Raw genomic sequence first — 25,174 nt, 5'->3', positions numbered from 1 at the left:
AATGTTGGATAGTAAAGTAGGGAGTAAAGCGACATGAAAGAAATTGAATTAAAATTAAAAGGTGAAATAAATAGACTAACAAATAGAACATTTAAATTTGACGAACGCGTTGGAGAAGGTTGGTTCTCTGCCGTTTACTTTTTAAAGACTAGAGAAATCATTGAAGAATTTCGCCCGAAAAGTGTTGTAACGATGCAATTTTTCCAAAAGGAAAATGCAGTTCTTTGCGGAACAGATGAAGTAATTGCATTACTACAAACATTCGCTAAAAATCCTGAGGAACTTGAAATTAACTCTTTAAAAGATGGCGATAATATTAGTCCGTTTGAAACAGTGTTAACAATTCATGGTCCTTATGAAAATTTCGGATTTTTAGAAGGTGTTATTGATGGGATTTTAGCTCGTCGTACATCAGTTGCGACAAACGTATATAACGTTGTCCAAGCTGCGCGTAGCGTAGATAAAGAAAAACCAGTTATTTTCATGGGAGACCGTGACGATCATTATACACAACAAGCTGGTGACGGTTATGCAGCATACATCGGAGGTATGAGCGCACAGGCGACGCATGCGATGAATGAATGGTGGGGCAGAAGTGGTATGGGGACGATGCCTCACGCATTAATTCAAATGTTTAATGGTGATGTTGTGGAAGCGGCAAAAGCATATCATAAGAAATTCCCAGAAGATGAATTAGTTGTATTAATTGATTACAACAATGATGTCATTACAGATGCACTTCGCGTAGCGCGTGAATTTGGATCAACATTAAAAGGTGTACGTGTAGATACGTCGCGTACGATGATTGATCAATACTTCATTCGCCACCCAGAAGTACTTGGAACATTTGATCCACGTGGTGTAAACCCATCGCTTGTATTCGCACTTCGTAAAGCACTTGATGAAGAAGGATTCCAGCATGTAGACATCGTTGTAACTGGTGGATTTGATGAGAAGCGTATTCGTGAATTTGAAGCTCAAAACGTACCTGTTGATATATACGGAGTAGGAAGTAGCTTATTAAAAATGAATATTGGCTTTACTGGTGATAACGTAGAATTAAATGGAAAACCAGAAGCGAAAGCTGGTCGTAAATATCGTCCAAACCCACGTTTAGAGCGTGTGCAATTAGAAAAAAGAGAAGATATGTAAAAGAGAGAAAAACTGATAGGTGATTGACCCTATCAGTTTTTCTGTTATCATAGTATAGCGGCTTCTTTTTTGCTATAATGGATTTGTTATGGACATAAAAAAGAAGTACGTACGAGTTTATCCTGATAAGTGAAGGGAAGAATAACTTCACTACATCAAAAATGTATGATGATTACCAAAATAAGAAAAGATTCATATACTGTCTTATAGATAGGCCGTTGTATTAGTTCGAAATGTTGGAGGTTCTTTAAGATGACAGTTTACCATTTTGTAGGAATTAAAGGAACAGGAATGAGTTCATTAGCTCAAATTCTTCATGACATGAAGCATACTGTTCAAGGGTCTGATTATGAAAAGCGTTTCTTTACACAAACAGCGTTGGAAAAGCGTAATATCTCGATCCTTCCTTTTGATAAAAATAATGTAAAAGAAGGACAAGTGATTATTGCAGGAAATGCATTTCCTGATACGCATGAAGAAATCGTAGCAGCAAAAGAATTAAACATCCCAGTACATCGTTACCATCACTTCTTAGGTGACCTTATGAACCAATACACAAGTGTTGCTGTAACTGGTGCACATGGAAAAACATCAACAACTGGTTTGTTAGCCCATGTAATGCAAGGTGCACACCCTACATCTTACCTTATTGGAGATGGAACAGGGCATGGGGTAGAAAATAGTAAGTATTTTGTATTTGAAGCTTGTGAGTATCGTCGTCATTTCTTGTCTTACAATCCAGACTATGCGATTATGACAAACATTGATTTTGATCATCCAGATTATTTCTCAGATATCAATGATGTATTCAATGCATTCCAAGAGATGGCATTGCAAGTGAAGAAGGGCATTATTGCATGTGGAGATGATGAAGAACTTCAAAAAATTCAAGCGAAAGTACCTGTTATTTTCTATGGATTTGGAGAAGATAATGATTTCCAAGCACGTAACATTCAAAAGAGAACAGATGGTACTATTTTCGATGTATTCGTTCGTAATACGTACTATGACACGTTCAAAATTACAGGATACGGCAATCACAGCGTATTAAATGCATTAGCAGTAATCGCGCTTTGCCATTATGAAAACGTTGATGTAGAAGCAGTTAAGCATCAGCTAACAACTTTTGAAGGCGTAAAACGTCGCTTTAATGAAAAGCCAATGGGAGAGCAAGTTATTATTGATGACTACGCACACCATCCGACAGAAATTAATGCAACGATTGAAGCAGCTCGTCAAAAACATCCAGAGCGTGAAGTTGTCGCTGTATTCCAGCCGCACACATTCTCACGTACAGAAAAGTTCTTAGATGAGTTCGCTGAAAGCCTAAGCAAAGCTGACCAAGTATACTTATGTGATATTTTCGGATCAGCACGCGAAAACAAAGGTGAATTAACAATCGAAGATCTGCAAAAGCGTATTGACGGTGCAGAACTAATTACAGATACAACAACGGATGTACTAAAGAAACATAAAAACGGCGTTCTAATTTTCATGGGCGCAGGTGACATCCAAAAATTCGAAGCAGCTTACGTAAAAGAAGTTCAAGTTGCAGAGAAGTAATAGAAAAGACGCATAGCTGTGGCTGTGCGTCTTTTTTGTTGTGTTCCATATATTTTAAAAAGCGTTGATATGTTGGTATTGTTCATTCTTTTTGTATAGTTGTTTTAATAAGAAGATATATAGCGAACTAAAAAGTACATATCCAATTAAATAATAGAATGAAAACATATCGAATTGTTTTGTTATCATAATTCGAATCGCGAAAAAGCTGAATGGGAGAGCAATTAGCAGTCTTGAACTGATGGAAATAATTGTTTTAAAGTATTTTAATAAATCTATATTCCAATGGTTTTCTCTAAAGATAAACCAAATATTGCTTGCAATAAAGGCTAGTAAAAATGGTAAATTAGCAGAAAAATTTATAAAACCGAGTACAATAGGCACTGATAAAGCGCCGAGTGGACCGATAGATAGGCCGGAATAATATTTAATAAATGTATTTGTAGATTGCTGTGCATCTTGAATAACATCTGTATATTCTCCTGCAATTTCCTTTGCTAATTCTTTTGGAGGAAGAAATTCTGAAATCACTTGTGAATGGATGATTTCTAATGGTATCCCTTCACTTTCTTTACTTAATGCATTTTCATATAAATCCGATTTGATCTCTAGCACATGTTGTTCTCTTGCTGACGCAGGTAAGTTCATTAAACCTTTATGAAGATCGTGTAAGAAAGAAGTAATGAGTTCATTTGAAAAGAATTTTTCTTTGTTCATTTTTTATCCTCTCCTTTAGCTAGTAACATTAGAGCATGATACACTGCATCATAATCATGTAAGCGACTATTTAAAATTTCTCTCCCTTCGTCTGTAATTCGATAGTATTTTCTTTTTGGGCCATCACCGGACTCTTCCCAATAGGAAATAGCCCAATTGTTTTTTGTGATTCGATTTAGTATAGGATAAATCGAACCATTTGGGATATGAAACACAGGGATATCTTGTAATGCACTTGTAATTTCATATCCGTACATAGGTCGTTTGCTTATTAAAGACAAAATAGCGAGATCAAAAACACCTTTACGTAATTGAATTATAAAATTATCATTTTTTTCCATACTTTAACTATATATGATTGATATCTAGATATCAATCATATATAGTAGTTGTTCGTATATACAATTAAAATAAAGTGTGAATATTAAACATTTTTCATCTAGAAATGTTAGAATAATAAGAAAAAGGGGCTAAAAAACATGTTCACACTTCGAGTAGACGATGAAATCGAATTACAGTTATTAGAGAAGCATCATAAAGAGGAACTATATCAATTAATAAACCAAAACCGTAGTCATTTACGAAGATGGCTTCCTTGGGTAGATGGGATGAAATCTGCAGGTGCGTATGATGAGATTTGTCCGATGTGGTTAAAGAAGTTTGCAGAGGGAGACGGTTTTGAAAGTGGCATACGTTATAAAGGAAAGCTCGTTGGAATGGTAGGCATTCATCCGGTAAGTTGGGGGAAGAAAGCGGCGAGTCTCGGGTATTACCTTGCAGAAGATGCTGGCGGGAAAGGCATTATGACGCGTAGTGTGAAGGCTGTACTTCACTATGCATTTGAGAATTTAAAATTAAATAAAATGGAAATTAGATGCGGTGTTGAAAATGTGCAAAGCCGCGCTATTCCAGAGCGTTTAGGATTTAAGTTAGATGGTATTTTAAGAGATGATGAATGGCTATATGATCATTTTCACGATATCGCTGTATATAGTTTACTAGCTTCAGAATGGAAGGAGATTCGATGAACGAGAAGATACGCATTATTCCGTATGAAAGTGCGTTTCAAGATGAAGTAGTAGATCTTATCGTTCATATTCAGCAAAAAGAGTACAATGTTCCTATTACGAAAGAAGAACAGCCAGACCTACTTGAAATAGGAACGTTCTATCAAAGGGATTATGGAAACTTTTGGGTTGCAACTTATGATGGGAAAGTAGTTGGAACAGTAGCTTTATTAGATATTGGGAACGATCAAGTAGCGCTACGGAAAATGTTCGTAAAAAAAGAATTTCGCGGAAAAGAGTGGGGCGCATCACATAAGTTGCTCCAAACAGCAATTTCGTGGGCTGAGAATAAAAAGCTGAAAGATATTTACTTAGGAACGACAGTGAAATTTTTAGCAGCGCATCGTTTTTATGAAAAGAATAATTTCCAAAGTGTGAGTATAGACGAGTTGCCAAAAAGCTTTCCAGTGTTGCAGGTGGATAAGAAATTCTATAGATATATCGTTTAAGAAGGTCATGTGAAAATGGCCTTTTTTTATGAACTAAAATGGAAAAAGTGGTATAATTTAGGTTAGGGGGTGCGTGTATGAACATTCCGATTCAAAGAAGTAAGTCGGTAGTAATTTTCGTTTGTCTCACGTTATTTTTTATGTTCGTATATCCACTTGTCATGCTTTTCGCAAATAAAGAGCAGTGGATGTCAGCGTTAATTGGAATGGGTTTATGCTTCCTTGTAAATGTACCACTCGTTTGGGAAGTATTTATTAAAAAGCATAAAGTAGAAAATGGTGTATTGAAGTACGGCATTTTAAATGATGATGTTGTATTAAAAGATATTAGAGTTGTTCGTCAAGTTGGAAAGTATCTTGAAATTACGACGAACGCATACAAAGTACATATGGTTGCGATGCCGCAACATATGAAGGAATTCTTGGCGCTTATCGAGAAAGAAAATCCACATGTGAAAATAGAAATGGTAGGTAAGAAATGAAGTATGTAAAACCTTTATTCTGTTTGGAAATTTTGTTTGTGTTTGTTGGCTGCACTAGAGTATATATGAAATGGGATCTGTCCTTATATGTACCAATATTAATAGGTACTATCGCAGTGGCGCTTTTATATTATTTGCATTTTCAGCAAACAAAAAACGAAAAAAGTAGATCTATGTAGTTAGGAGGATTAGAAATGAAAAAAGTTCTTACGTTATTTTTACTTCTGCTAACCGCATCAGTTCTTTTAATAGGGTGTAGTGCGAAGAAGGAAAAGGCTGATATGAATCTTGAAAAGGCACAAAAGGTTGAGATTGAATCACTTACAGATTCAAGTGATAAAAAAGTAATTACCGATAAGAAAGAAATTGAAAAGCTGTTTGAAGTCATGAAAATGGATAAGTGGGAAATGCAATCGGCTCCTTTAGATACTCCGCAAGGGAAAACATTTAAAATGTATCAAGAAGACACACCAAAATTATCAGAGTCGAGTAAAGATAAAAAAGAGTTACATGAAATTGGTACAATGACAGTATATAAAGATGTCCCTTATGTCGAAGTTGAAATGAAAAATAAGAAGATGAGTTTTAAAGTGCCAGAAGATGTGGCGAAAGACTTATTAAAGTATTAAAAAAACGCTCGGAGAAAATTCCGAGCGTTTTTATTATTATTTTAAGTTCTCTGGGTTTAAAGCTTCTAGTTCAGATACAACGAAGCGTCCGTCTTTACGGATTAGTACGTCGTCGAAGTAAATTTCGCCACCGCCGTATTCAGGGCGCTGGATGCATACTAAATCCCAGTGAATGTTCGAGTTGTTGCCGTTCCATGCATCGTCGTAAGCTTGTCCAGGAGTGAAGTGGAAGCTGCCATCGATTTTTTCATCGAATAAGATGTCTCCCATTGGATGTAAGATGTATGGGTTTACGCCGATTGCGAACTCACCAACGTAGCGTGCACCTTCGTCTGTATCGAAGATTTTGTTAATGCGCTCTGTATCGTTTGCAGTTGCTTCAACGATTTGGCCATTCTCAAACTTAAGTTGTACATTTTCAAATGTATAACCGTTGTAAGGAGATGGCGTGTTGTAAGAAACTGTACCGTTAACAGAATCGCGAACTGGTGCAGAGTATACTTCACCGTCTGGAATATTTAAATGACCTGAGCATTTAATAGCTGGAATGTCTTTAATAGAGAATGTTAAGTCAGTTCCAGGGCCAGTTAAGCGAACTTTATCTGTTTTATTCATTAATGTAACAAGGCTATCCATCGCCTTATCCATTTTACCGTAGTCTAAGTTACAAACTTCGAAGTAGAAGTCTTCGAAAGCTTCTGTGCTCATTTTAGCAAGCTGCGCCATAGAAGCATTTGGGTAGCGAAGAACAACCCAGCGCGTTTTCGGAACGCGGATGTCTCTATGAACTTTCTTACCAACTGTTTGACCGTGAATTTGCATTCTTTCACTTGGTACGTCAGCTTGTTCGTTAATGTTATCGCCAGAGCGAAGACCGATATAAGCGTCCATATCTTTCATTACGCTTGCTTCATATGCAGCGATTTGTTCGAAGTGTTCTTCAGTAGCACCCATTAATAAAGAGCGATCTACTTGATGATCTTTTAAAGAAACGAATGGGAAACCACCAGCTGCATATGCTTCTTTTACAAGTGCAGTTACAAGTTCTTTTTGTAAGCCAAAGTTTTCAATTAATACTTTTTCGCCTTTTTGTAAGCGAATAGAGTAGTTAATTAAATTGTATGCTAACTTTTCAATGCGTGGATCTTTCATATGTAAAGCCTCCCTACTAATTATGTATCCTCTCCTATTGTAACCTACTTAGTGGAATTTGTTGAATCATTTATGTTAAAGTTAACGAATAAGTATGAAAATTCTAATGAAAAGATAAGGATTAGAACGAAACGGAAAATGATTGTATAATAGGAGAAAGTATGAAAAAGATAAAGGAAGTGATGAAATGCAAGTTCTTTTATATGTAAGTGCGGCTATTATCGCGGTTGCTTTCGCTGTATTAGTAGTGTATGTATGCAGAACGTTGTTATCGGTTCAAAAGACGTTAGAAAACGTTGCGAGCACGTTAGAAGGTTTAGAAAAGCAAATGCAAGGGATTAGCGTAGAGACGGAGCAATTATTACATAAAACAAATGCGTTAGCAGATGACATTCAACAGAAGTCACAATCATTAAACAAAGTAGTATCGGGTGTAGATGGAATTGGAACGACAATCCATTCTTTAAATACGAAACTTCGTAATGTATCAGAATCTGTTACAGACGAAATTGAAAACAATGCAGATAAAGTAGCGCAAGTTGTACAGTGGAGCAGCGCAGCAATTGAAGTATACAATCATTATCGTGCGACAAGACAAGAAAAAAAGGTTGAAAAAGAAGAGCGTAAATTAGAAAGACTTGAGAAAAAGGCTGAAAAGAAAGAGAAGCGCTCTAGACTTCGTATGAGAGGTGAATCGTGATGAATATGACAAAAGTTGAAACAATTGAAGAGCTTGAAGTATTAGTAGAAAAAAATGAGCCTTATGTTCTTTTTAAACATAGTACGACATGCCCAATTAGTCACGGTGCATATACAGAATTTCAAGCGTATTGTAGTGAAGAAAGAGCGGTACCAGCGTATTACTTATACGTACAAGATGCGAGAGATGTTTCGAATCGTGTTGCAGAACAGTACAGCATTAAACATGAATCTCCGCAAGTGTTATACATAAAAGATGGGATGGTAGTATGGAATACGTCTCATTGGAACATTAAAAAAGACGCTTTAGAAGAAAATATTAAGTAAAAAGAAGCAAGCTAAAGGTGCTTGCTTCTTTTTTTTGTTTTTGTTGAAATATATTTAATGGTACACTGTTAATAGTTCAAATTAAATAACTAGATTGTTGAAAGTAGGTTTTAGGTAATGAAGAAAATGGCATTATCCTTCGCGGTCGTAAGTTTATTACTAGGAGCTTGTAGTAATGATACGATTAGTAAGAAGGATGAAGTTATACAAAAGGATACGAAAGAAAAAAGCATGATTCCGAGAACTGCTGTTTCTAAAGATTATTATAGAACTGTAATTCCTTTAAAAGAACAAAAGGTTATAAATACAGCTAATATAAAAACAAATTCTAAATTAGATTTAGCAGAGTATGAGAATGGTTTAATGAATATTGCAAAAGAGCAATTTGATACAGAAAATCATGTACTACAATTAAATCAGTATATCCCTGAGAAATTAGTTGATGAACTAGTCGCGAAAGTAGAAGCGCCAGTTTTGACAAATATTATAGAACAAGACTATTTCGGGAAGCAGAATTCAAATGAATTAAGTTTATCTGGCGTTGTGATTGGGTTAGCTATGTCTTCAAGTGTATCGAATGAAGAAGCTATGTCTAAGGGGGCTGAAGTTGCCAAGCAACTTACTGAAGCTATTAATAAAAATGACAAGTATAATAAATCTCCAATTACGTTTGCTATCTTTAAGCAAGAAAGTACAAGTTCTTTAAAAAATGGTACGTATATTGCTAGTGCTACTGTTCAAAAGAATGATACGAACCTTGGAAATTGGAGCATGATCGATGAACAAGCGTTTTCATATCCTTCTGATGAATTTAAACAAGCACATGGAGAAGATAATACAAAAATAACTGAGTTTGCTAAGGCAATGAAAGATTTTTCTCCGGCAGATTTTATCCCAGTCAATGCTAAAGTTTCTTATAAGAAAAATCAAATGGATACATTGAATATGAATATTGTTATTAAATATAATGGTAAAACAGAATTAATGGCCCTTACTCAAATGGCTGCTCAAAGTATGTTAGAAAAATTACCTAAAGATGCGAAAGTACAATTGCAGATTAAGTCCGAGAGCAAAATCGAGGCAATTATTATAAAAGAGAAAAACAGCGATAAACCGTTTGTTTCCTTCTTGTAAAAAAAAGACAGTGTTTAAACTGTCTTTTTTACTTGTAAGTGAAAATGTACGATGGGAAAGAGCGCGTCATACTTCCGCTGTGCCAATTGTAAAGGAAGAAATATAGTTACCCTTGTTGTTCTTGATATAACGCATTCTACAGGGCGCCGCGCACCTCCAAATCCGGCGCATCAAATGACTATCATTGTCGGTTTCTGTCGGTAAGTCGATATATTAAAAAAATCGCTCATATAATTTCAGTTGTGATCGATATATTTGGAAAATCGCCGATATATTTCGAGTTGCGGTCGATATATTCGAAAAATCGCCGATATAAATTTCATTTACTATCGTACTGCTTAAAATAAGGTTTCTCCGTATGGAATATCTATATTTTTACAAAAAATGCCCTTTTTTTCATAAAAAATACGAAAATACGAGAAAAGAAGCGAATTTTTTCGAAACTTTTGCGGGAAAATATTGTATGAGCCTGCGTTTTTATCGTATCATTAGTAAAAGGAAGAACTCGGGACGATTGGTGGCATCTGCAAATAGAGTTGATGTCTTTTTTTCATTCAAGTAACCGATACATAAAAATAGATAACAAAAATAGAAGGAGTGTGCGATGAGATGAACGTAACAATCTATGATGTAGCGCGCGAAGCGAACGTTTCAATGGCTACCGTATCACGTGTTGTGAACGGTAACCCAAATGTAAAGCCTACAACAAGAAAGAAAGTATTAGAAGCAATTGATCGTTTAGGATACCGCCCAAATGCGGTAGCACGTGGACTAGCAAGTAAGAAGACAACTACAGTAGGTGTTATTATTCCTGATATCTCAAATACGTTTTATGCAGAACTTGCTCGTGGAATTGAAGATATCGCAACAATGTACAAATATAACATCATTTTAAGTAACTCTGACCAAAACAAAGAGAAAGAGTTCCATTTATTAAATACGATGCTTGGAAAACAAGTGGACGGAATTGTTTTCATGGGTGAAGATATTACAGACATTCATATTGAAGAATTCAAAAAGTCTCCAGTACCGATCGTATTAGCAGCGTCATTTGATGAGCAAAATGAAACGCCATCAGTAAATATTGATTATACACAAGCAGCTTACGACGCAATGAAGCACTTTATTGAGCAAGGACATAAGCGTATCGGTTTCGTCTCTGGTCCTTTCATTGATAAAGCGGGAAGCGCGAAGAAGTTACAAGGTTATAAAAAAGCTTTAGAAGAAGCAAGTATTTCATATGATGAAAATCTTATAATTGATGGAGATTACACATATGATTCAGGTATCGAAGCATTCGAAAAGCTTTGGAGCAGCGATGAAAAGCCAACAGCAATCTTCGTATCTTCTGACGAAATGGCACTAGGTGTAATCCATGCAGCACAAGACGCTGGGTTAAACGTACCAACTGATGTAGAAGTACTTGGTTTCGATAATACACGCCTTGCATTAATGGTTCGTCCACAACTTTCAACAGTTGTACAACCAATGTATGATATCGGTGCAGTAGCAATGCGTCTATTAACAAAGTATATGAACAAAGAAAAAGTGGAAGATCACACTGTTATCTTACCTCACCGTATCCAATTTAGAGATTCAACGAAGTAAGTATAAAAAAAGCTCACAGCATTCGCTGTGAGCTTTTATTCGTATTCGGGATAGTATTTTTGTACGATTGTATCTACCGTTTCATTTTTCTTAACGTGTAAAAATCTTGCGTATAATTCTTTTCCAGTTTCAAATGGTGTATCGTCTAATTCAAACACATGCAGCACTTTTCGGAATTTCCATTTCACTTGCTCATCATACATGTTATCGTACGTATCCTCAGATTGCATCGCGATTTTTTCACCTAGTTTGTGTGCTTCTTCTAAACTGTTTGCTTTAACGAGAATAATACTTTCTTCAAAAAGTGTATCGTGATTCTCTTCATAATGCTCATCTATTTTCGTAGGATCAGGCTCACCAGAATGAACAGATTCAAACAATAATTTTACAGCGTACATATTATACTGCATGTTTCACTCTATAAATAATACTTGCGACAAGCGAAGCAGGTATTGTAAATAAGTTACTTTGATAATGATAGTGTATTTGGGATTCATCATAAGACATGTTGTCATATAGTTCGTTTTGTGACATGTTCATTTTTTTCTGTTTTGTCTTGAGCATCTTAATATAGTTATATTGTATTGGAACGAGAATGATGAAATAGGCTAATACGATTAGTGAAATCCAAATCATTATGAACACTCCCTTATAAAGAATATTTATATATGGTAATTATATCAATAAAAATAACCATTTTTAGAGCTAGTTTTCTTCTAAAAATGCGAACAGTTCCCTTTTGTTTCTTAAATTGTGTTCAATACATGTTTGAGCGGTACATTTCAATCCTTGTAATAATGCTTCTATGTGAAAAGTATCGTACTGAATTATATTTCCCTCTACCATCGTTTCGTCTTTTTCCAAGTTGATTGATATTTTTAGTACAGCTGTATTGCTTTGTAAATTTACAACTTCGATATAAAAAAATTGTTTTTCTAAGTCAATCGTAACGTAATCAAATCGTTCGGTTAGTTCCAAATTACATATAGTATTATATTCCAAATGAAAGCCTCCTTATTGTGTAAGTATATGTAATAATGCTTTCGCTATAGTGAGAGGTATTCCTTGTTATATGTCACATAAGTGCAAATTTAACTATTATAGGGCAATGTCATGTATAATAGAAAGAAAAGGCTTGTGAGGGGGGAAAAGAGATGATCGTTCTTTGGATAATTACGCTTTGTATGACTGCTATTTTTGCATATATGACGTTAAAACAAAATGGCTTAAAGCGATTTGTTCCAGGAAGTATTCTTGCAGGAATTGCCCTTATCACGTATGTAATTTCTATTTTTATTGAAAGTGTATCAGTGGACATGAGCACAAGCTTAATGTTCATGGGTATTACACTATTTGCAGGTAGTGTAATGGTACTTATGGTTGCTGGTATTATTTTATTTATTCATATGAATTCGGAAACGTTATAACATATAGAAAAGGCATGTCCCGAGGGACATGCCTTTTTATCCGTTCAATTATGCTCTATCTTTAGAAGAATTTTGTTGTTTTAATAAGTCGCGAATTTCGCCAAGAAGTTCTTCTTCTTTTGTTGGTTCTGGAAGTTCTTCCTCTTTTTCTTCTTCTCTTTTAGATGTTAGTTTGTTGAATACTTTAATGAACATAAAGATAGCCGCTGCAATAATTAAGAAATCAAAAATAGTTTGGATGAAGTTACCATACATAATAGATGATTTACCGAATGTAATTTTTAAATCTGTAAAGTCAACGCCACCTAATACCATACCAAGTAATGGTGTGATGATATCTTTTACTAAAGAACTAACAATTTTACCGAATGCAGCACCGATTACAACCCCGACAGCTAAATCGATTACATTCCCTTTGAATGCGAATTTTTTAAATTCGTTCCACATGTGTTAATCCCATCCTTTCCACGATTCATTATGAAATTTATAATTCCTATCAACATATTCTATAGAAATTTGTGAGAGAAATAAAGAGGAAATGGGAATGAAAGTAAATTCTGAAAAATGTATCCGTTTTAATTTTTATTTACATTCTCCAGTAGAGATTGCAATAGTTGCTGCGTTTTTAGTCCTTCTAATCCATCTACAACAGGCTTTGTATCTCCGTGCACACATTCGATAAAATGATGAACAGCATCTTCAAAACCACGTTGTTTTAACGTTGTATCCCATGATGGTGAACCAATCTGAGAAACTGTATTTTCCTGCTCAACTTCAAATGTGTTCATATTTTTTACGCGAATGATTTTCCCTGTCGTTACAAGTTCAATGTGTTCTAAATTTGTACCAGCATGGCGATGCATCGCGGTAGAAAGTAAGAGTCCGCTTGGAGTTGTATATGTGTGATGTCCGTAAAGAAGTTCATTCTTTTCATTGGTTTGCATCATATTATGAACGACGTTAAGATCATCATTAGCTAACCAGCGAGCAGTATCTACAATATGTAAGTAATCATCTAACATAGTAAAGTCGTACGTATATGGTCCTACTTTATTTGTACGGTGCTTTTCAATTCGAATCCATGAAATATTATGAGCTTGCTCTTTTGCAGCAACATACATAGGAACGAAGCGGCGATTAAATCCAACCATTAACTTTCGGTTATACTTTTCACTCAATTCGACTAGTTTCTCAGCCTGTTCTACTGTAGCAGCTAAAGGCTTATCAACATAAACGTCGATTCCTTTTTGCAGAAGTTCAGAAACGATTTCATAATGTGTAGCAGTTGAACTATGAACGAAGATTGCATCACATTCGGAAGCTAACGTTTCAATAGAATGGAAGTCTTGAATCCGGTATTGCTGACAAACTTGTTTCCTTTTCTCAGCGTTAGGTGTAAACGCCCCTACAAAATTCCAATCTGTTTCTTTTGTAAGTGTTGGAAGATAGGCTTTTTGCGCAATACTTCCAAGTCCAATCATCCCAATTTTAGGTTTGTTCATGTTTATTCCCACCCTATTAATATTGATGTAACGGGTTAAATGTAGCATAGGATGGGAGAGGAAGGCAAAAATTAGCTTTTTACTTACGTCACTCTAACAAAATCTTCTCTATCTCTTCAAAGTTATGAGCGCGCGCATGCTCTAGCGGGGTAACACCATCGTTGTCTGGAATATTTACATCTGCACCGTGTTCAATAAGAAGGCGAATGACTTGTTGTTGTGTTTCGTTTCCGTTACTTAGTACGATGGCTTCCATTAAAGCGGTCCATCCGAGATTATTTACATGGTTAACATCAATAGTTGTTCGCGTAAGGAGTTCCTTAATAACATCAATATAGCCATGTTCTGAGGCGGGGATAAGAGCTGTTCCGCCGTAACGATTTGTAAGTGATGGATCTGCGCCGGCATCAATCGTTAGTTTTAAAATATCTAAGTAACCTTCAGCACCGGCGTATAGAAAGGGATTATTTTTCATATCATCTTGGATGTTTACGTCAGCACCAGCTTCAATAAGCGCTTTTGCGGTCTTTACATCATTTTTGTATGTAGCAATCATAAGAGGAGTACGTCCTTTATTGTCTTTTATATTTATGTTAGCCCCTTTTTTGAGTAACGATATAATAGTATTCGTTTCTTGTTTCTCAGTAGCTGCTAGTAGCGCTGTCTCCATGTTTGTCATCTCCTTTTTAACTTCTTGTTCTTGCGAGCATCCTTGCAAAAAAATTACGCAACAGATCATGCTTACTGTTTTTTTGAACATGGAATTTCAACCTCCTCATTTCAACTGTAAAATAAGAACATTAAATTTTTATAAACTGACGCTAAAATTACTATAAAATCGCTTGAGTATTTGAACATATATTTTTATGCTTATGGGAAAGAAGGTTTCGTAAAGTGAGGATGTAAGATATGTCTATTAAAACAAGATTTTTATTCTCTTATATTGCTGTTATTCTCGTTTCCATTACGCTCATATTAGTTGCGGGATTTTTAATTGTTTTTTCCATAACAGGAGACTTGGAATCAGTGAAAAATTTCTATAAAAGTTCCTATATTCAAAAGCCGCTTACGCCAGAAGAAGAAAATACGTATATTGAATTGAAATTGGCGGCAAAGAAAAATCAATCACAACTATTAGATGAATCGTTCGTTTCATCGCTTGAAAAAGAAGGTGTGAAGATAGTTGTAAGAAAGGGAGAAACCATTTCTTATGCTACAAAAATATTTGAAAGTATATCTTTAAAAGAAGCTCTTCCGAAATTTGAATCAGCAAATATTAATAGTCGTGGTACAGCGGAACTAGGCGATACATTTTATCGATATGTAAAATTTGATTTTTATTTTCCCGGAGATGAAGAAGGGAGTATATTTGTACTAAAAAGGCAAAGTTCATTTGTTGATCTTACACAAAAATTATTTCCGATTTTATTCGTAGCGCTTTTACTGCTAGCGATATTACTCATTGGATTAGTAAGTTATTTCGTCTCAAGAAGTGTGATAAAACCAATTTTTGTATTGAAAGATGCGACTACGAGAATTAAAGAAGGGGATTTAGATTTTCAAATTCCAGTTACATCTCATGATGAGATCGGGCAATTAAATCAAGGGTTTGAAGAAATGAGGAAGAAGTTAAAAGAATCGATTGAAGTACAAACGCAGTATGAAGAAAATCGAAAAGAACTTATTTCAAACATATCTCATGATTTAAAAACACCGATTACATCTATTATAGGATATGTGGAAGGTATAAAAGATGGGGTAGCAAATACGCCAGAAAAAATGGATAAGTATTTAACGACCATTCATACGAAAGCAAAACATATGGATACACTCATTGATGAGCTCTTTTTATTTTCGAAGCTTGACTTGAATCGAGTTCCTTTTCAGTTTGAAACGATAGAATTAAACATGTTTATGCAGGAATTATTAGAAGAGATGCAGATGGATTTAAGTGAGGAAGGCATAGAAGTTCACTTACAATTACATTCATCACCACTATATGTAACGGCCGATTGCGAAAAGATAAATAGAGTGATATCCAACTTAGTTCATAATAGTGTGAAATACATGGATAAAGAAGGGAAGAAAATTACTGTAACAGTATTGAGTGATAACAATACTGTTATTGTTAAAGTAATGGACAATGGATCAGGTATAGAGGCTGATACGCTACCGTATATATTTGAGCGGTTTTATCGTGCAGAGCAATCGCGAAATTCTAGCACAGGTGGAAGTGGACTTGGCTTAGCGATAGCAAAGCAAATTGTTGAAGAGCATGGCGGAGAAATTTTGGCGGAAAGTAAACTTGGGGAAGGTACAAGTATTTTCTTCTCATTGAAAAAAGTACAGGAATGTGGTGAGTAGAATGAAGAGAATTTTACTAGTAGAAGATGAAATAAGTATTGCAGAATTACAGCGAGATTATTTAGAAATTAGTGATTTTCAAGTGGATGTAGAACATTCCGGAGAAATAGGTTTACAAATGGCTCTTCAGGAAGATTATGATCTAATTATTTTAGATATTATGCTTCCGAAAATGAATGGTTTTGAAATTTGTAAACAAATACGTGCTATAAAAGACATTCCGATTTTACTTGTTTCAGCAAAGAAGGAAGATATAGATAAAATTCGCGGACTCGGTTTAGGGGCGGATGATTATATAACGAAACCGTTTAGCCCAAGTGAATTAGTCGCAAGGGTAAAAGCACATATTTCTCGTTATGAAAGATTATCAGGAAATGTGAGTAAGCAACGCGATACGTTATACATTCACGGAATTTCTATTGATCAGCGAGCGAGAAAAGTTTTTATAAACAATGAAGAAATCGCGTTCACAACGAAGGAATTTGATTTATTAACATTCTTTGTAACGCATCCAAACCAAGTATTAAATAAAGAACAGTTATTTGAACGTATTTGGGGACTAGACTCAGCTGGCGATTTAGCCACTGTCGTTGTTCACATTAGAAAGCTACGTGAAAAAATTGAAAGAGATCCCGCCCACCCGCAATATATTGAAACAGTATGGGGAGCTGGTTATCGCTTTAACGTGTAATGTACCTGCCGAGTAATTGGCAGGTTTTTTTATTGTTATCTGGACTAAAAGGGGGAATAGGTAATTTATGTTAAAATGTAGAGAGGTAAAACATAGGGGAGTATGAGAGGGCGTGCTACATTTTGGGGGATACATGAAAAGATAATAAATCAAACAAGGCTTTAAAGATTGGAACGAATATCGTACTTATCTTATTAATTATCGGTGCCATACAAATGTTTTATGATGAAGATTCTACGAATGATCATTTCGGTGGGTTATTTATGATGGTCTTTTTTGGAATGAAAATAATTTCTAGTTTTATAATAAGTTTAAAAGAAGGAGATAAAAAGGCAGTATTTATTGATTTAGGTTTAGTGATTTTGTTTGTTCTTCTTTTAATTGTTACTAGTTGAAATATTTCTTTTGAAAAAAGCTCATAGTCTTATAGAGACTGTGAGCTTTCCTTAATAATAGCGGTACTAGTGTAACGATTTATCCCGCTTTAATGGGCAGTAAGACCCCCACCTCAAAATGCAGCGAAAGCAAAGAAGTTAGGCGGGGGGCGGGCTGCCCATAAAAATCCGATTGGTGAGGGCGAATAATCAGTGGGGGATGAAGAAAACCCCCCACTGATTAAAGTTTCACTTTATAAAATGTTTGAGTAGTAGAAGTAAAATGAGCAGCTTCTTCTAAAAAAGGATAATGGTTACTCTCCTCAAATGGAATGAAGATAGAATTACGTATCCTCTTATGCATCTCGATAGAATATTGAATCGGGCACTGTACATCATGTCTTCCACATATAATAAGTGTCTTTGTTTGGAGGGAAGGTAAAGATTCTCTTAAATCAAATGACGAATATTCATTGGCGAAAGCGTTCATCCGGCTAGTAGACATTGTTTTTTGCATTGGTTTACAAAAATAAGAGTTGTAGTTTTCCGGTTTATACAATGATAATTTTGTTCTCTTAGTAGATAGCTCTTTCCGTTCTTCACTTGTAAGGAGAGGGTTTTTTAAGTTTTCGATGAGTTGTTGCATATAATGGAACTGTGGATGTGCTGGGTGATAAATGCAAAAGGGTGTTTCGGTGTAGTTGCTTGCTGCGGCTCCAACGATGACTAATGATTGTAAAGAATTTGGATATGTAATCGCATATAAAAGTCCAAGCATACCACCTGTTGAATGACCGGCGAAATGCCATATTGGAAGTTGTAAAGCGTCTCGTATTGCTTCTAAGTCGTGAACCGTTTCAATCATACGTAATTCTTTTGCTGAATTGGCTTTTGCTGAGTTACCAGCGTCTCGTAAATTAAAGAGGAATACACGATGTGTAGCAGTGAAGACATCCGCAAAGTAATCACCAGTTTCATTAAATTGTGAATAGTGATGTGTAATACAAAGTGGTTCACCATTTCCTTTTGTAAAGAGTTCAAATGTGCCACGTTTTGTGTTGATTATTTGTTGCTTCCACATAATATCACGACCTTTCCACATAAAAATTGGGTCAAATTGTTACTAAATAAAAATATATCAGCGATTATCAAAATATATCGATTCACCGACAGAAACCGACAATAAATAAAAGGAGGCTATTCAAAACGAGCCTCCTTTTCGTTTAGTACAAAGATTTTGTCATATTATTCCGAATTATTTCAAGGGATTTCGTTACAGTTAATGCATTCTTTTCTTCAATTTCTGGTTTGCGGGGGATAGGTTTATACATGTTGTCTGGGTCTTCCCATGTGAGGGGAAGTTCTGTTTCGGCTTGTCCTTTCCAAGCGTCAATCCATTCTGGAGGGAGGTAACCTGAGATGTTTTGGATGTTGTTCATTTCGAGCCAAATAAGTGCCCAAGCTCTTGGGACGACGCGCCAGTGGTCATAGCCACCGCCGCCGACAGCGATCCAGCGACCTTCGCAATATTCGTTAGCGATTTCGCGAGCGAGCTTCGGTATTTCACGGTAAATATTCATCGTTGCGCAAAGGTGTGTAAGTGGGTCGTAATAATGTGCGTCAGCGCCGTTTTGCGTTAAAATAATATCCGGTTTAAAGTATGCGGCAACTTCTTTTACGACAGTTCGATATGAATCTAAAAACGATTTGTCTTCTGTAAAGGCATCGAGTGGAACGTTAAAAGAATAACTATAGCCATTACCTTGTCCACGTTCATTTACAGCGCCAGTTCCAGGGAATAAATAACGCCCAGTTTCATGTAGTGAAATGGTGCATACGTTAGGATCATCGTAAAAAGACCACTGTACACCATCACCGTGATGAGCATCTGTATCAATATATAAGACGCGTAAACCGTATTTCTTCTGAATATATTTCATTGCGATGGAACTATCGTTATAAATGCAAAAGCCAGATGCTTTGCCACGGAAGCCGTGATGTAAGCCGCCGCCTAAATTAAGCGCGTGTTTTACTTTTCCGGAAAGAACAGCATCGACTGCTGTTAACGTACCGCCAACGAGTAATGCGCTTGCTTCGTGCATATTTGGAAACATCGGTGTATCTTCTGTTCCGAGTCCATATGTCATCGCAATTGATTTTTCTAACTTACCTTCTCCAGCACGTTTTACCGCATTTATGTACTCCTCTGTATGAACGTAGGCAATCTCTTCATCTGTAGCCATCCGTGGTGCGATGATTTGGGAAGGAGAGATAAAACCGCCCTTTTGTAATAAATCATACGTGAGTGTGACGCGCAGTTGGTTAAAAGGATGATCAGGACTAAACGAATAGCCCCGAAAGTCATCCGAATAAATAAATGCGCTACTCATGCTTGCATCCCCATAATGTTTGGCCATAATACGCGGTAGCCTTCTGCTTCAAGTGCATCAATCACTTTTAGCGGATTCATCGTTTGAATGCGGAAAACGAGTACTTTATCATTCTCATCTTTTGCTGGGTAGACGAGAACGCTCACGATATTGATTTGTAACTCACTAAAAATGGCAACGACTTTTCCGAGAATACCAGGTTCGTTTTTTACTTGAATTTCAATTTGTGAACTCGGTTGATGTGCTCCTGTTAATTTCACTAACGTGTGCAGTACAGTAGATTCAGAGATGATTCCTACTAACTTGCCTGCTTTTGTAACAGGAAGACAGCCGATTTTATTTTCGAAAAATAAAGTGGCAATTTCCTCAACGAAATCGAGAGGATGGCAAGTCATAACAGGATGTTTCATAATGAGTTCAAGAGGTTGCTTCAGCATATCGAGTGAAACTTGTTCATCTAAAATAGACGGACTTGCATCTCTTACATCCCGATCAGAAATAATGCCTACGACATGATTATTTTGATCGACAATTGGAATGTGCCGAATGCCTTTCGTGCGTATCGTTCGGATTGCTGTTTCGATTGTATCGTTTGGGTGTAGTGTCACCACATCTTGATTCATAATTTCTTCTACAATCATTCCAGTTGCCCCCTTTATTAATACATAAAACGATTGTGAAAACGTAGACGATCAAATGCTTGAATGGAATCCGTATCAACGCGTTTACCGATGCGGACCATTAAACAGTTAGCCGGATGTGAACAAATTTCAGGATCATCTGTAGCCATCCATTGTAAGCCACCAGCATTCATCATCTTTTCCATTACTTTTCGGTACTCCCAAACATTTAAGCCTGTTTGCTTTAAATCCCAGTGCCAATAATATTCAGTCGTCAATATAATGTAATCTTCCATATGGTCGTCCATCATTGAAACTTCTAATAAGTTCTTTCCGACAGCGCAACCGCGGAAGGCAGGGACAACTTCAATCGCCCCAAGTTCAATTAAGTTTTCTATCTTTCCTTCTGACCATCGTTCGAGTGGATCAGGATACAAGTATGTAACATATCCAACAATCGTTTGGTCGTGTCTAGCAATAATGAGACGAGCTTCTGGTAATTTAGAAATTTCGACAATTGCTTTATATTGCTGCTCGGCAGGACGAAACGCAACTAAATCTGGATGGAATTCATACATTTCTAAGTTATGTGTAGAGACAGGACCTTCAATAATTAAAGTGCCTTTCGCTGTTTTTAAGTTTCTAGCATTATATATTTTTTTATGAATCAATGTATTGCTCACCACCTTGAGGGTTTGTGAATCTATTCATATCGTACTTTATAATATATGCGATGTGAATCGAAATTTGTCATTAAAAATTTGTCTAAAAATCAACAAATATACTGAAAATTTTAAATAATATCATTATAATAGATAATAGAATACATAGGAGGGGGATGTAAAGTATGAAAGTAGAAACGCTTCCTGTCATTAAAGGAGAAAATAATTTGCCGAATTATGATGAGGCATACGCGAATTTTAACTGGGAAGAGGTTAATAAAAACTTTACTTGGAATGAGACAGGCCGAGTAAATATGGCGTATGAGGCAATTGACAAGCATGCGAAATCCGATCGTAAAAATAAAGTAGCCCTTTATTATCAAGATGGATCGCGAAAAGAGAAGTATACATTTAAGGAAATGAAGGATTTTTCTAATAAAGCAGGAAACGTCCTGAAAAATTATGGCGATGTAGAAAAAGGCGATCGCGTTTTTATTTTTATGCCGCGTTCTCCAGAATTATATTTCGCACTTCTTGGTGCAGTGAAATTAGGGGCAATTGTAGGTCCACTATTTGAAGCGTTCATGGAAGGCGCAGTTCGCGATCGTTTAGAAGATAGCGAAGCAAAGGTGTTAATTACAACGCCTGAATTGTTAGAGCGCGTACCATTAAATGATTTACCTGCTTTAAAAACAGTCTTCCTTGTTGGAGATAATGTAGAAGAAGGCGGTAAAACGGTAGCGTTCAATCCTTTATTTGAACAAGCTTCAAAAGAATTACATATTGAATGGTTAGGCCGTGAAGACGGTTTGATTTTACATTACACGTCTGGTTCTACTGGTAAGCCAAAGGGTGTGCTTCATGCGCAAAATGCAATGGTGCAGCACCATCAAACGGCGAAATGGGTATTAGATTTAAAAGAAGACGATGTATATTGGTGTACAGCTGATCCAGGCTGGGTAACTGGAACAGCTTACGGTATTTTCGCACCGTGGTTAGTTGGGGCATCAAATGTTGTTTTAGGTGGCCGCTTTAGTCCAGAAGCGTGGTATGAAGCACTGCAAGATTACGGTGTAACAGTTTGGTATAGTGCACCAACAGCGTTCCGTATGTTAATGGGAGCTGGACAAGACGCAATTAAAAAATATGATTTATCACAAGTTCGTCACGTATTAAGCGTTGGTGAACCGTTAAATCCAGAAGTAATTCGCTGGGGTATGAACGCATTTGGACTTCGTATTCATGATACGTGGTGGATGACAGAAACAGGTGGACAAGTTATTTGTAACTACCCTTGTATGGAAATTCGTCCAGGTTCAATGGGTAAACCGATTCCAGGTGTGAAAGCAGCGATTGTTGATAATGAAGGAAATGAAGTTCCTCCATACACAATGGGGAACTTAGCAATTGCGAAAGGTTGGCCAGCCATGATGCGTGGAATCTGGAATAACCAGCAAAAGTATGAATCTTACTTTATGCCGGGAGATTGGTACGTATCAGGTGACTCTGCTTATATGGATGAAGATGGATACTTCTGGTTCCAAGGGCGTATTGATGATGTAATTATGACGTCAGGTGAGCGAGTTGGTCCGTTTGAAGTAGAAAGCAAATTAATTGAGCATGCTGCTGTTGCAGAAGCTGGTGTAATCGGTATTCCTGATCCAGTGCGCGGAGAAATCATTAAAGCATTTATCGCGCTTCGAGCAGGATACGAACCATCTGAAGAATTAAAAGAAGAAATTCGTCAATTTGTAAAAAAAGGCCTAGCAGCTCATGCAGCGCCACGACAAATTGAATTTAAAGATAAATTACCGAAAACGAGAAGTGGTAAAATTATGCGCCGCGTATTAAAAGCGTGGGAATTAAACTTACCAACAGGTGACTTATCAACGATGGAAGATTAAGAGAGGAAGGTCTGAACGAAATAACGTTCAGGCCTTTTTTTATGTTATTATAAACTTATATATATAAGTTGGAGGGGGTAATAAAATGAAAACAGAAAAAGAAAAGATGATACATGGGGAAATGTACATACCGGCTGATCCAGTTTTAGTACAAGAGAGGGAGCAGGCTCGTATATTAACGAGAAAATTAAATGATACGCCAGAAGTACAATTAAAAGAGCGTAGCGAAATCGTAAAAGAATTATTGGGAACGACTGGAGATAACATTCATCTTGAATCTTCTTTCAGATGTGATTATGGCTATAACATTCACGTTGGTGAAAATTTTTACGCGAACTTTGATTGTACGATTTTAGACGTATGCCCGGTGACAATTGGAGTGAATTGTATGTTAGCTCCAGGTGTTCACATTTATACTGCAACACACCCGCTTGACCCAGTAGAGCGCATAAGCGGATCAGAATACGGAAAACCAGTTACAATTGGCGATAACGTATGGATTGGCGGAAGAGCAATTATTAATCCAGGTGTAACAATTGGACACAACGCGGTTATCGCATCTGGCGCCGTTGTAACGAAAGATGTGCCTGATAATGTAGTAGTTGGCGGGAATCCTGCAAAAATTATTAAAAAAATAAAATAATATTTGAACGCATTGCCTTCCTCGTCTGTATACATTTATGAAAGAATAGATGAGGGAGGCTTTTTATATGTCTAATAAGTTACTTCTTACTTTTGCTCTAATTGGAATTATAGTCGTATTTTCTTGTGGTTTGCTATTACCGATGCCAATCGGATTTAAAGTATCAATGATTACAGCTGGGGTTATGATGATTGTTATGTTTTCAATCATTATTCCGTTTGATAGAAGACATATAGTACGGAAAAATGGATATAAAATTGATTTTACAAAAACAAAAGTGTATTTTCGCTGGAATGTATTTGATACAATTTCGGCTTGTCTTGCAGTGTATGCATGTATATGTGTGCAAGCATTAAACTTTTTAGTTTCAACTGGGCAGACAATTCAAAACCCGTATGTTCAATTTTTTACGAATCAATCACAAGTATGGATTATTGTCGCAAGTGCATATTTAATTTCCCGTATTTCATTAACGTTAAAAGGAATAAAGGAGATCAAAAATCATGGCGCAGATTGGGATTGAGGAGGAACTCATGCTTGCGTATCAAAGTGGAGATAAACAGGCTGGAGAAAAACTATATGTTTTAATCAAACCAGCGCTATACACATTTTTATATCGATTTAACCGAGATGAACAATTAAGTATTGACCTTGTGCAAGATACGTTTTTGATGCTAGAACGAAAGAAACATATGTATGAACCTGAAAAAGGCAGAATAAAAACGTATTTATTTCAAATTGGTTATCGTCTTATGATTAATAAATTAAATAGAAGAAAAAAGTGGCGTACGCTTTTGCCATTTTTAGTGCCAATTCAAGAGGTAGAGTTTTCACAAGAAGACCGTCTTACTGTAAGGGACGCAATTTTGAAAGTTCCTGAAGACCAGCGAGCTGTCCTCATCCTTTTTTATTATCATGATATGCAGCAAAAAGAAATTGCAGAGATATTAAACATTCCGATTGGAACAGTGAAGTCGAGACTGCATAACGGGATAAAGAAATTGAAACAATTGCTGGAGGTGGATGAAATTGAGCGAAAATCCCTTTAAGAGTGAATATAAATTACAGCAACATTTAGATAGTGACCATGTAGAAATACCGGATTTTCCAAAAACGGTAAGTCGCTTCGACCGATTCATTGGCTTTCTTGGTTCTCCAGCGAAAGATCCTGTGGAGGCGACGATTGGGAATGATTTATCAGTTGTGTTTCACGTATCGTTATTAGTTGGGGTTCCAATTCTTTCTCTTATTACGATACTCTTTGCGACGTTGTAAAGGATTGGCAAGGAGAGAACACCTACCTCTATTTGACATGCCTATATAAATGATGGTATAAAGAAAAGTATATGAATAATTGAGCGTGGAAAGGGAGAAGTAGTGATCATTTCCCTGTTTTAGAGAGCTGATGGCCGGTGAAAATCAGCACATAGATGATCGCGAATTACGCCCCTAGAGCATCTTTTTTCGATTGAATTGTATTCAAAAGGGAAAAGACGGTGCTAAGCCGTTATGTAAATAAGGTGGTAGGCTTTTTTGCCTGCAACTAGGGTGGTAACGCGATAATCAAAATCGTCCCTTATTTCAAGGGGCGATTTTTTTATGTTTTCAACCTTCACGC

The 25,174-nt window shown here is 36.3% G+C and carries 33 protein-coding genes and 1 other annotated feature; of the genes, 20 read left to right on the top strand and 13 right to left on the bottom strand.

The genetic code is table 11. The features are described 5' to 3' along the window. Nucleotides 1-33: 33 nt before the first annotated feature. Both ACHZK0_RS22855 and murC read left to right on the top strand, forming a co-directional pair. Nucleotides 34-1,152 carry a nicotinate phosphoribosyltransferase gene (locus tag ACHZK0_RS22855; RefSeq protein WP_000658380.1) on the top strand — a complete coding sequence of 373 codons (1,119 nt, stop codon included), beginning with the start codon at nucleotides 34-36 and terminating at the stop codon, nucleotides 1,150-1,152. A gap of 252 nt (nucleotides 1,153-1,404) precedes the next feature. Continuing rightward, entirely contained in the window at nucleotides 1,405-2,715 is a 1,311-nt protein-coding gene (gene murC, locus ACHZK0_RS22850; protein WP_000219461.1) for a UDP-N-acetylmuramate--L-alanine ligase, read from the top strand. Between the two features lie 54 nt (nucleotides 2,716-2,769). Here murC and ACHZK0_RS22845 read toward each other — a convergent pair whose 3' ends face one another. After that, nucleotides 2,770-3,432, bottom strand: coding sequence for an HAAS signaling domain-containing protein (locus ACHZK0_RS22845; protein ID WP_395760900.1), 663 nt, complete (start codon nucleotides 3,430-3,432; stop codon nucleotides 2,770-2,772). Further along, nucleotides 3,429-3,773 (bottom strand): PadR family transcriptional regulator, encoded by a 345-nt coding sequence (locus ACHZK0_RS22840; protein ID WP_270605982.1) that lies wholly within the window; start codon nucleotides 3,771-3,773, stop codon nucleotides 3,429-3,431. Before ACHZK0_RS22840 ends, ACHZK0_RS22845 begins: the two co-directional genes overlap by 4 nt. Before the next feature lie 138 nt (nucleotides 3,774-3,911). Here ACHZK0_RS22840 and ACHZK0_RS22835 point away from each other — a divergent pair, with 138 nt between their 5' ends. The 5 genes from ACHZK0_RS22835 to ACHZK0_RS22815 all read left to right on the top strand — a co-directional run bounded on the left by ACHZK0_RS22835 (nucleotide 3,912) and on the right by ACHZK0_RS22815 (nucleotide 6,059). Beyond that, a complete protein-coding gene (locus tag ACHZK0_RS22835) occupies nucleotides 3,912-4,460 on the top strand; it encodes a GNAT family N-acetyltransferase (RefSeq protein WP_395760899.1) in 549 nt (182 codons plus the stop codon). Continuing rightward, complete coding sequence (locus tag ACHZK0_RS22830) at nucleotides 4,457-4,948, top strand: GNAT family N-acetyltransferase (protein ID WP_395760898.1); 492 nt, start codon at nucleotides 4,457-4,459, stop codon at nucleotides 4,946-4,948. The genes ACHZK0_RS22835 and ACHZK0_RS22830 overlap by 4 nt, the downstream gene beginning before the upstream one ends. Before the next feature lie 77 nt (nucleotides 4,949-5,025). Then, nucleotides 5,026-5,430, top strand: coding sequence for a PH domain-containing protein (locus tag ACHZK0_RS22825; protein ID WP_395760897.1), 405 nt, complete (start codon nucleotides 5,026-5,028; stop codon nucleotides 5,428-5,430). Beyond that, nucleotides 5,427-5,609 carry a hypothetical protein gene (locus ACHZK0_RS22820; protein ID WP_395760896.1) on the top strand — a complete coding sequence of 61 codons (183 nt, stop codon included), beginning with the start codon at nucleotides 5,427-5,429 and terminating at the stop codon, nucleotides 5,607-5,609. The genes ACHZK0_RS22825 and ACHZK0_RS22820 overlap by 4 nt, the downstream gene beginning before the upstream one ends. 15 nt (nucleotides 5,610-5,624) lie before the next feature. Beyond that, nucleotides 5,625-6,059 carry a hypothetical protein gene (locus tag ACHZK0_RS22815; protein ID WP_262740169.1) on the top strand — a complete coding sequence of 145 codons (435 nt, stop codon included), beginning with the start codon at nucleotides 5,625-5,627 and terminating at the stop codon, nucleotides 6,057-6,059. A 36-nt stretch (nucleotides 6,060-6,095) separates the two neighbouring features. Here ACHZK0_RS22815 and ACHZK0_RS22810 read toward each other — a convergent pair whose 3' ends face one another. Continuing rightward, nucleotides 6,096-7,211, bottom strand: coding sequence for an aminopeptidase (locus tag ACHZK0_RS22810; protein ID WP_000654740.1), 1,116 nt, complete (start codon nucleotides 7,209-7,211; stop codon nucleotides 6,096-6,098). 187 nt (nucleotides 7,212-7,398) lie between these two features. On the opposite strand from ACHZK0_RS22810, the gene ACHZK0_RS22805 reads away from it, so the two are divergent. From ACHZK0_RS22805 to ccpA, 4 genes are all read left to right on the top strand, one after another. Then, a complete protein-coding gene (locus ACHZK0_RS22805) occupies nucleotides 7,399-7,911 on the top strand; it encodes a DUF948 domain-containing protein (protein WP_001197726.1) in 513 nt (170 codons plus the stop codon). Beyond that, nucleotides 7,911-8,237: a bacillithiol system redox-active protein YtxJ gene (gene ytxJ / locus ACHZK0_RS22800; RefSeq protein WP_001057490.1), complete on the top strand. Its 327-nt coding sequence runs from the start codon at nucleotides 7,911-7,913 to the stop codon at nucleotides 8,235-8,237. The genes ACHZK0_RS22805 and ytxJ overlap by 1 nt, the downstream gene beginning before the upstream one ends. A gap of 117 nt (nucleotides 8,238-8,354) precedes the next feature. Beyond that, nucleotides 8,355-9,371, top strand: coding sequence for a CamS family sex pheromone protein (locus ACHZK0_RS22795; RefSeq protein WP_270341825.1), 1,017 nt, complete (start codon nucleotides 8,355-8,357; stop codon nucleotides 9,369-9,371). Between the two features lie 609 nt (nucleotides 9,372-9,980). Next, nucleotides 9,981-10,979 carry a catabolite control protein A gene (gene ccpA / locus ACHZK0_RS22790; protein ID WP_262740166.1) on the top strand — a complete coding sequence of 333 codons (999 nt, stop codon included), beginning with the start codon at nucleotides 9,981-9,983 and terminating at the stop codon, nucleotides 10,977-10,979. Between the two features lie 35 nt (nucleotides 10,980-11,014). Here the strand turns inward: ccpA and ACHZK0_RS22785 are convergent, their stop codons facing one another. From ACHZK0_RS22785 to ACHZK0_RS22775, 3 genes are all read right to left on the bottom strand, one after another. After that, entirely contained in the window at nucleotides 11,015-11,377 is a 363-nt protein-coding gene (locus tag ACHZK0_RS22785; RefSeq protein ID WP_395761739.1) for a DUF4288 domain-containing protein, read from the bottom strand. Nucleotide 11,378: 1 nt separating this feature from the next. Beyond that, a complete protein-coding gene (locus ACHZK0_RS22780; protein WP_262740165.1) occupies nucleotides 11,379-11,615 on the bottom strand; it encodes a DUF3949 domain-containing protein in 237 nt (78 codons plus the stop codon). A 69-nt stretch (nucleotides 11,616-11,684) separates the two neighbouring features. Further along, complete coding sequence (locus ACHZK0_RS22775) at nucleotides 11,685-11,981, bottom strand: hypothetical protein (RefSeq protein ID WP_262740164.1); 297 nt, start codon at nucleotides 11,979-11,981, stop codon at nucleotides 11,685-11,687. A gap of 152 nt (nucleotides 11,982-12,133) precedes the next feature. Between ACHZK0_RS22775 and ACHZK0_RS22770 the strand changes: the two genes are divergently transcribed. Then, nucleotides 12,134-12,406: a DUF3917 domain-containing protein gene (locus ACHZK0_RS22770; protein ID WP_061680140.1), complete on the top strand. Its 273-nt coding sequence runs from the start codon at nucleotides 12,134-12,136 to the stop codon at nucleotides 12,404-12,406. A gap of 48 nt (nucleotides 12,407-12,454) precedes the next feature. Here ACHZK0_RS22770 and mscL read toward each other — a convergent pair whose 3' ends face one another. The 3 genes from mscL to ACHZK0_RS22755 form a co-directional block, all read right to left on the bottom strand. Beyond that, the gene (gene mscL, locus ACHZK0_RS22765; RefSeq protein WP_000266996.1) at nucleotides 12,455-12,853 is read right to left on the bottom strand and encodes a large-conductance mechanosensitive channel protein MscL; all 399 of its coding nucleotides are present in this window, start codon (nucleotides 12,851-12,853) and stop codon (nucleotides 12,455-12,457) included. Nucleotides 12,854-12,981: 128 nt separating this feature from the next. Next, nucleotides 12,982-13,908 carry a Gfo/Idh/MocA family protein gene (locus tag ACHZK0_RS22760; RefSeq protein WP_395760895.1) on the bottom strand — a complete coding sequence of 309 codons (927 nt, stop codon included), beginning with the start codon at nucleotides 13,906-13,908 and terminating at the stop codon, nucleotides 12,982-12,984. A gap of 88 nt (nucleotides 13,909-13,996) precedes the next feature. Beyond that, nucleotides 13,997-14,668, bottom strand: a complete 672-nt coding sequence (locus tag ACHZK0_RS22755; RefSeq protein WP_262740162.1) for an ankyrin repeat domain-containing protein — start codon at nucleotides 14,666-14,668, stop codon at nucleotides 13,997-13,999. 149 nt (nucleotides 14,669-14,817) lie between these two features. Between ACHZK0_RS22755 and ACHZK0_RS22750 the strand changes: the two genes are divergently transcribed. The 3 genes from ACHZK0_RS22750 to ACHZK0_RS22740 all read left to right on the top strand — a co-directional run bounded on the left by ACHZK0_RS22750 (nucleotide 14,818) and on the right by ACHZK0_RS22740 (nucleotide 17,358). Continuing rightward, nucleotides 14,818-16,272: a sensor histidine kinase gene (locus ACHZK0_RS22750; RefSeq protein ID WP_395760894.1), complete on the top strand. Its 1,455-nt coding sequence runs from the start codon at nucleotides 14,818-14,820 to the stop codon at nucleotides 16,270-16,272. A 1-nt stretch (nucleotide 16,273) separates the two neighbouring features. Continuing rightward, complete coding sequence (locus ACHZK0_RS22745; RefSeq protein WP_000821764.1) at nucleotides 16,274-16,963, top strand: response regulator transcription factor; 690 nt, start codon at nucleotides 16,274-16,276, stop codon at nucleotides 16,961-16,963. Between the two features lie 167 nt (nucleotides 16,964-17,130). Beyond that, nucleotides 17,131-17,358: a hypothetical protein gene (locus ACHZK0_RS22740; protein WP_395761738.1), complete on the top strand. Its 228-nt coding sequence runs from the start codon at nucleotides 17,131-17,133 to the stop codon at nucleotides 17,356-17,358. Between the two features lie 220 nt (nucleotides 17,359-17,578). On the opposite strand, the gene ACHZK0_RS22735 is transcribed toward ACHZK0_RS22740, so the two are convergent. From ACHZK0_RS22735 to acuA, 4 genes are all read right to left on the bottom strand, one after another. Continuing rightward, a complete protein-coding gene (locus tag ACHZK0_RS22735; protein ID WP_395760893.1) occupies nucleotides 17,579-18,439 on the bottom strand; it encodes an alpha/beta fold hydrolase in 861 nt (286 codons plus the stop codon). Between the two features lie 121 nt (nucleotides 18,440-18,560). Then, a complete protein-coding gene (acuC, locus tag ACHZK0_RS22730) occupies nucleotides 18,561-19,727 on the bottom strand; it encodes an acetoin utilization protein AcuC (protein WP_395760892.1) in 1,167 nt (388 codons plus the stop codon). After that, nucleotides 19,724-20,368, bottom strand: a complete 645-nt coding sequence (locus ACHZK0_RS22725) for an acetoin utilization AcuB family protein (RefSeq protein WP_000634568.1) — start codon at nucleotides 20,366-20,368, stop codon at nucleotides 19,724-19,726. The genes acuC and ACHZK0_RS22725 overlap by 4 nt, the downstream gene beginning before the upstream one ends. A gap of 17 nt (nucleotides 20,369-20,385) precedes the next feature. Beyond that, nucleotides 20,386-21,018, bottom strand: coding sequence for an acetoin utilization protein acetyltransferase AcuA (gene acuA / locus ACHZK0_RS22720; protein WP_000581394.1), 633 nt, complete (start codon nucleotides 21,016-21,018; stop codon nucleotides 20,386-20,388). A 176-nt stretch (nucleotides 21,019-21,194) separates the two neighbouring features. On the opposite strand from acuA, the gene acsA reads away from it, so the two are divergent. The 5 genes from acsA (at nucleotide 21,195) to ACHZK0_RS22695 (ending at nucleotide 24,831) form a co-directional block, all read left to right on the top strand. Then, a complete protein-coding gene (acsA, locus tag ACHZK0_RS22715) occupies nucleotides 21,195-22,913 on the top strand; it encodes an acetate--CoA ligase (RefSeq protein WP_270605992.1) in 1,719 nt (572 codons plus the stop codon). An 85-nt stretch (nucleotides 22,914-22,998) separates the two neighbouring features. Further along, nucleotides 22,999-23,556, top strand: coding sequence for a maltose acetyltransferase domain-containing protein (locus tag ACHZK0_RS22710; RefSeq protein ID WP_395760891.1), 558 nt, complete (start codon nucleotides 22,999-23,001; stop codon nucleotides 23,554-23,556). A gap of 67 nt (nucleotides 23,557-23,623) precedes the next feature. After that, a complete protein-coding gene (locus ACHZK0_RS22705; RefSeq protein ID WP_270341849.1) occupies nucleotides 23,624-24,079 on the top strand; it encodes a hypothetical protein in 456 nt (151 codons plus the stop codon). Beyond that, the gene (locus tag ACHZK0_RS22700; protein ID WP_270341851.1) at nucleotides 24,060-24,605 is read left to right on the top strand and encodes an RNA polymerase sigma factor; all 546 of its coding nucleotides are present in this window, start codon (nucleotides 24,060-24,062) and stop codon (nucleotides 24,603-24,605) included. Before ACHZK0_RS22705 ends, ACHZK0_RS22700 begins: the two co-directional genes overlap by 20 nt. Then, complete coding sequence (locus tag ACHZK0_RS22695; protein ID WP_270341852.1) at nucleotides 24,586-24,831, top strand: hypothetical protein; 246 nt, start codon at nucleotides 24,586-24,588, stop codon at nucleotides 24,829-24,831. Before ACHZK0_RS22700 ends, ACHZK0_RS22695 begins: the two co-directional genes overlap by 20 nt. A 77-nt stretch (nucleotides 24,832-24,908) precedes the next feature. Beyond that, nucleotides 24,909-25,136 (top strand) — a binding site (T-box leader). Nucleotides 25,137-25,174 lie beyond the last annotated feature (38 nt).

Origin of the sequence: Bacillus sp. 3G2 (genome assembly GCF_044324725.1) — a bacterium.
In the GTDB taxonomy this organism is placed as follows: Bacteria; Bacillota; Bacilli; order Bacillales; family Bacillaceae_G; genus Bacillus_A; species Bacillus_A mobilis.
The sequence above is the reverse complement of the archived record's forward strand: the minus strand, read 5'-3'. Positions and strand labels throughout refer to the sequence as shown.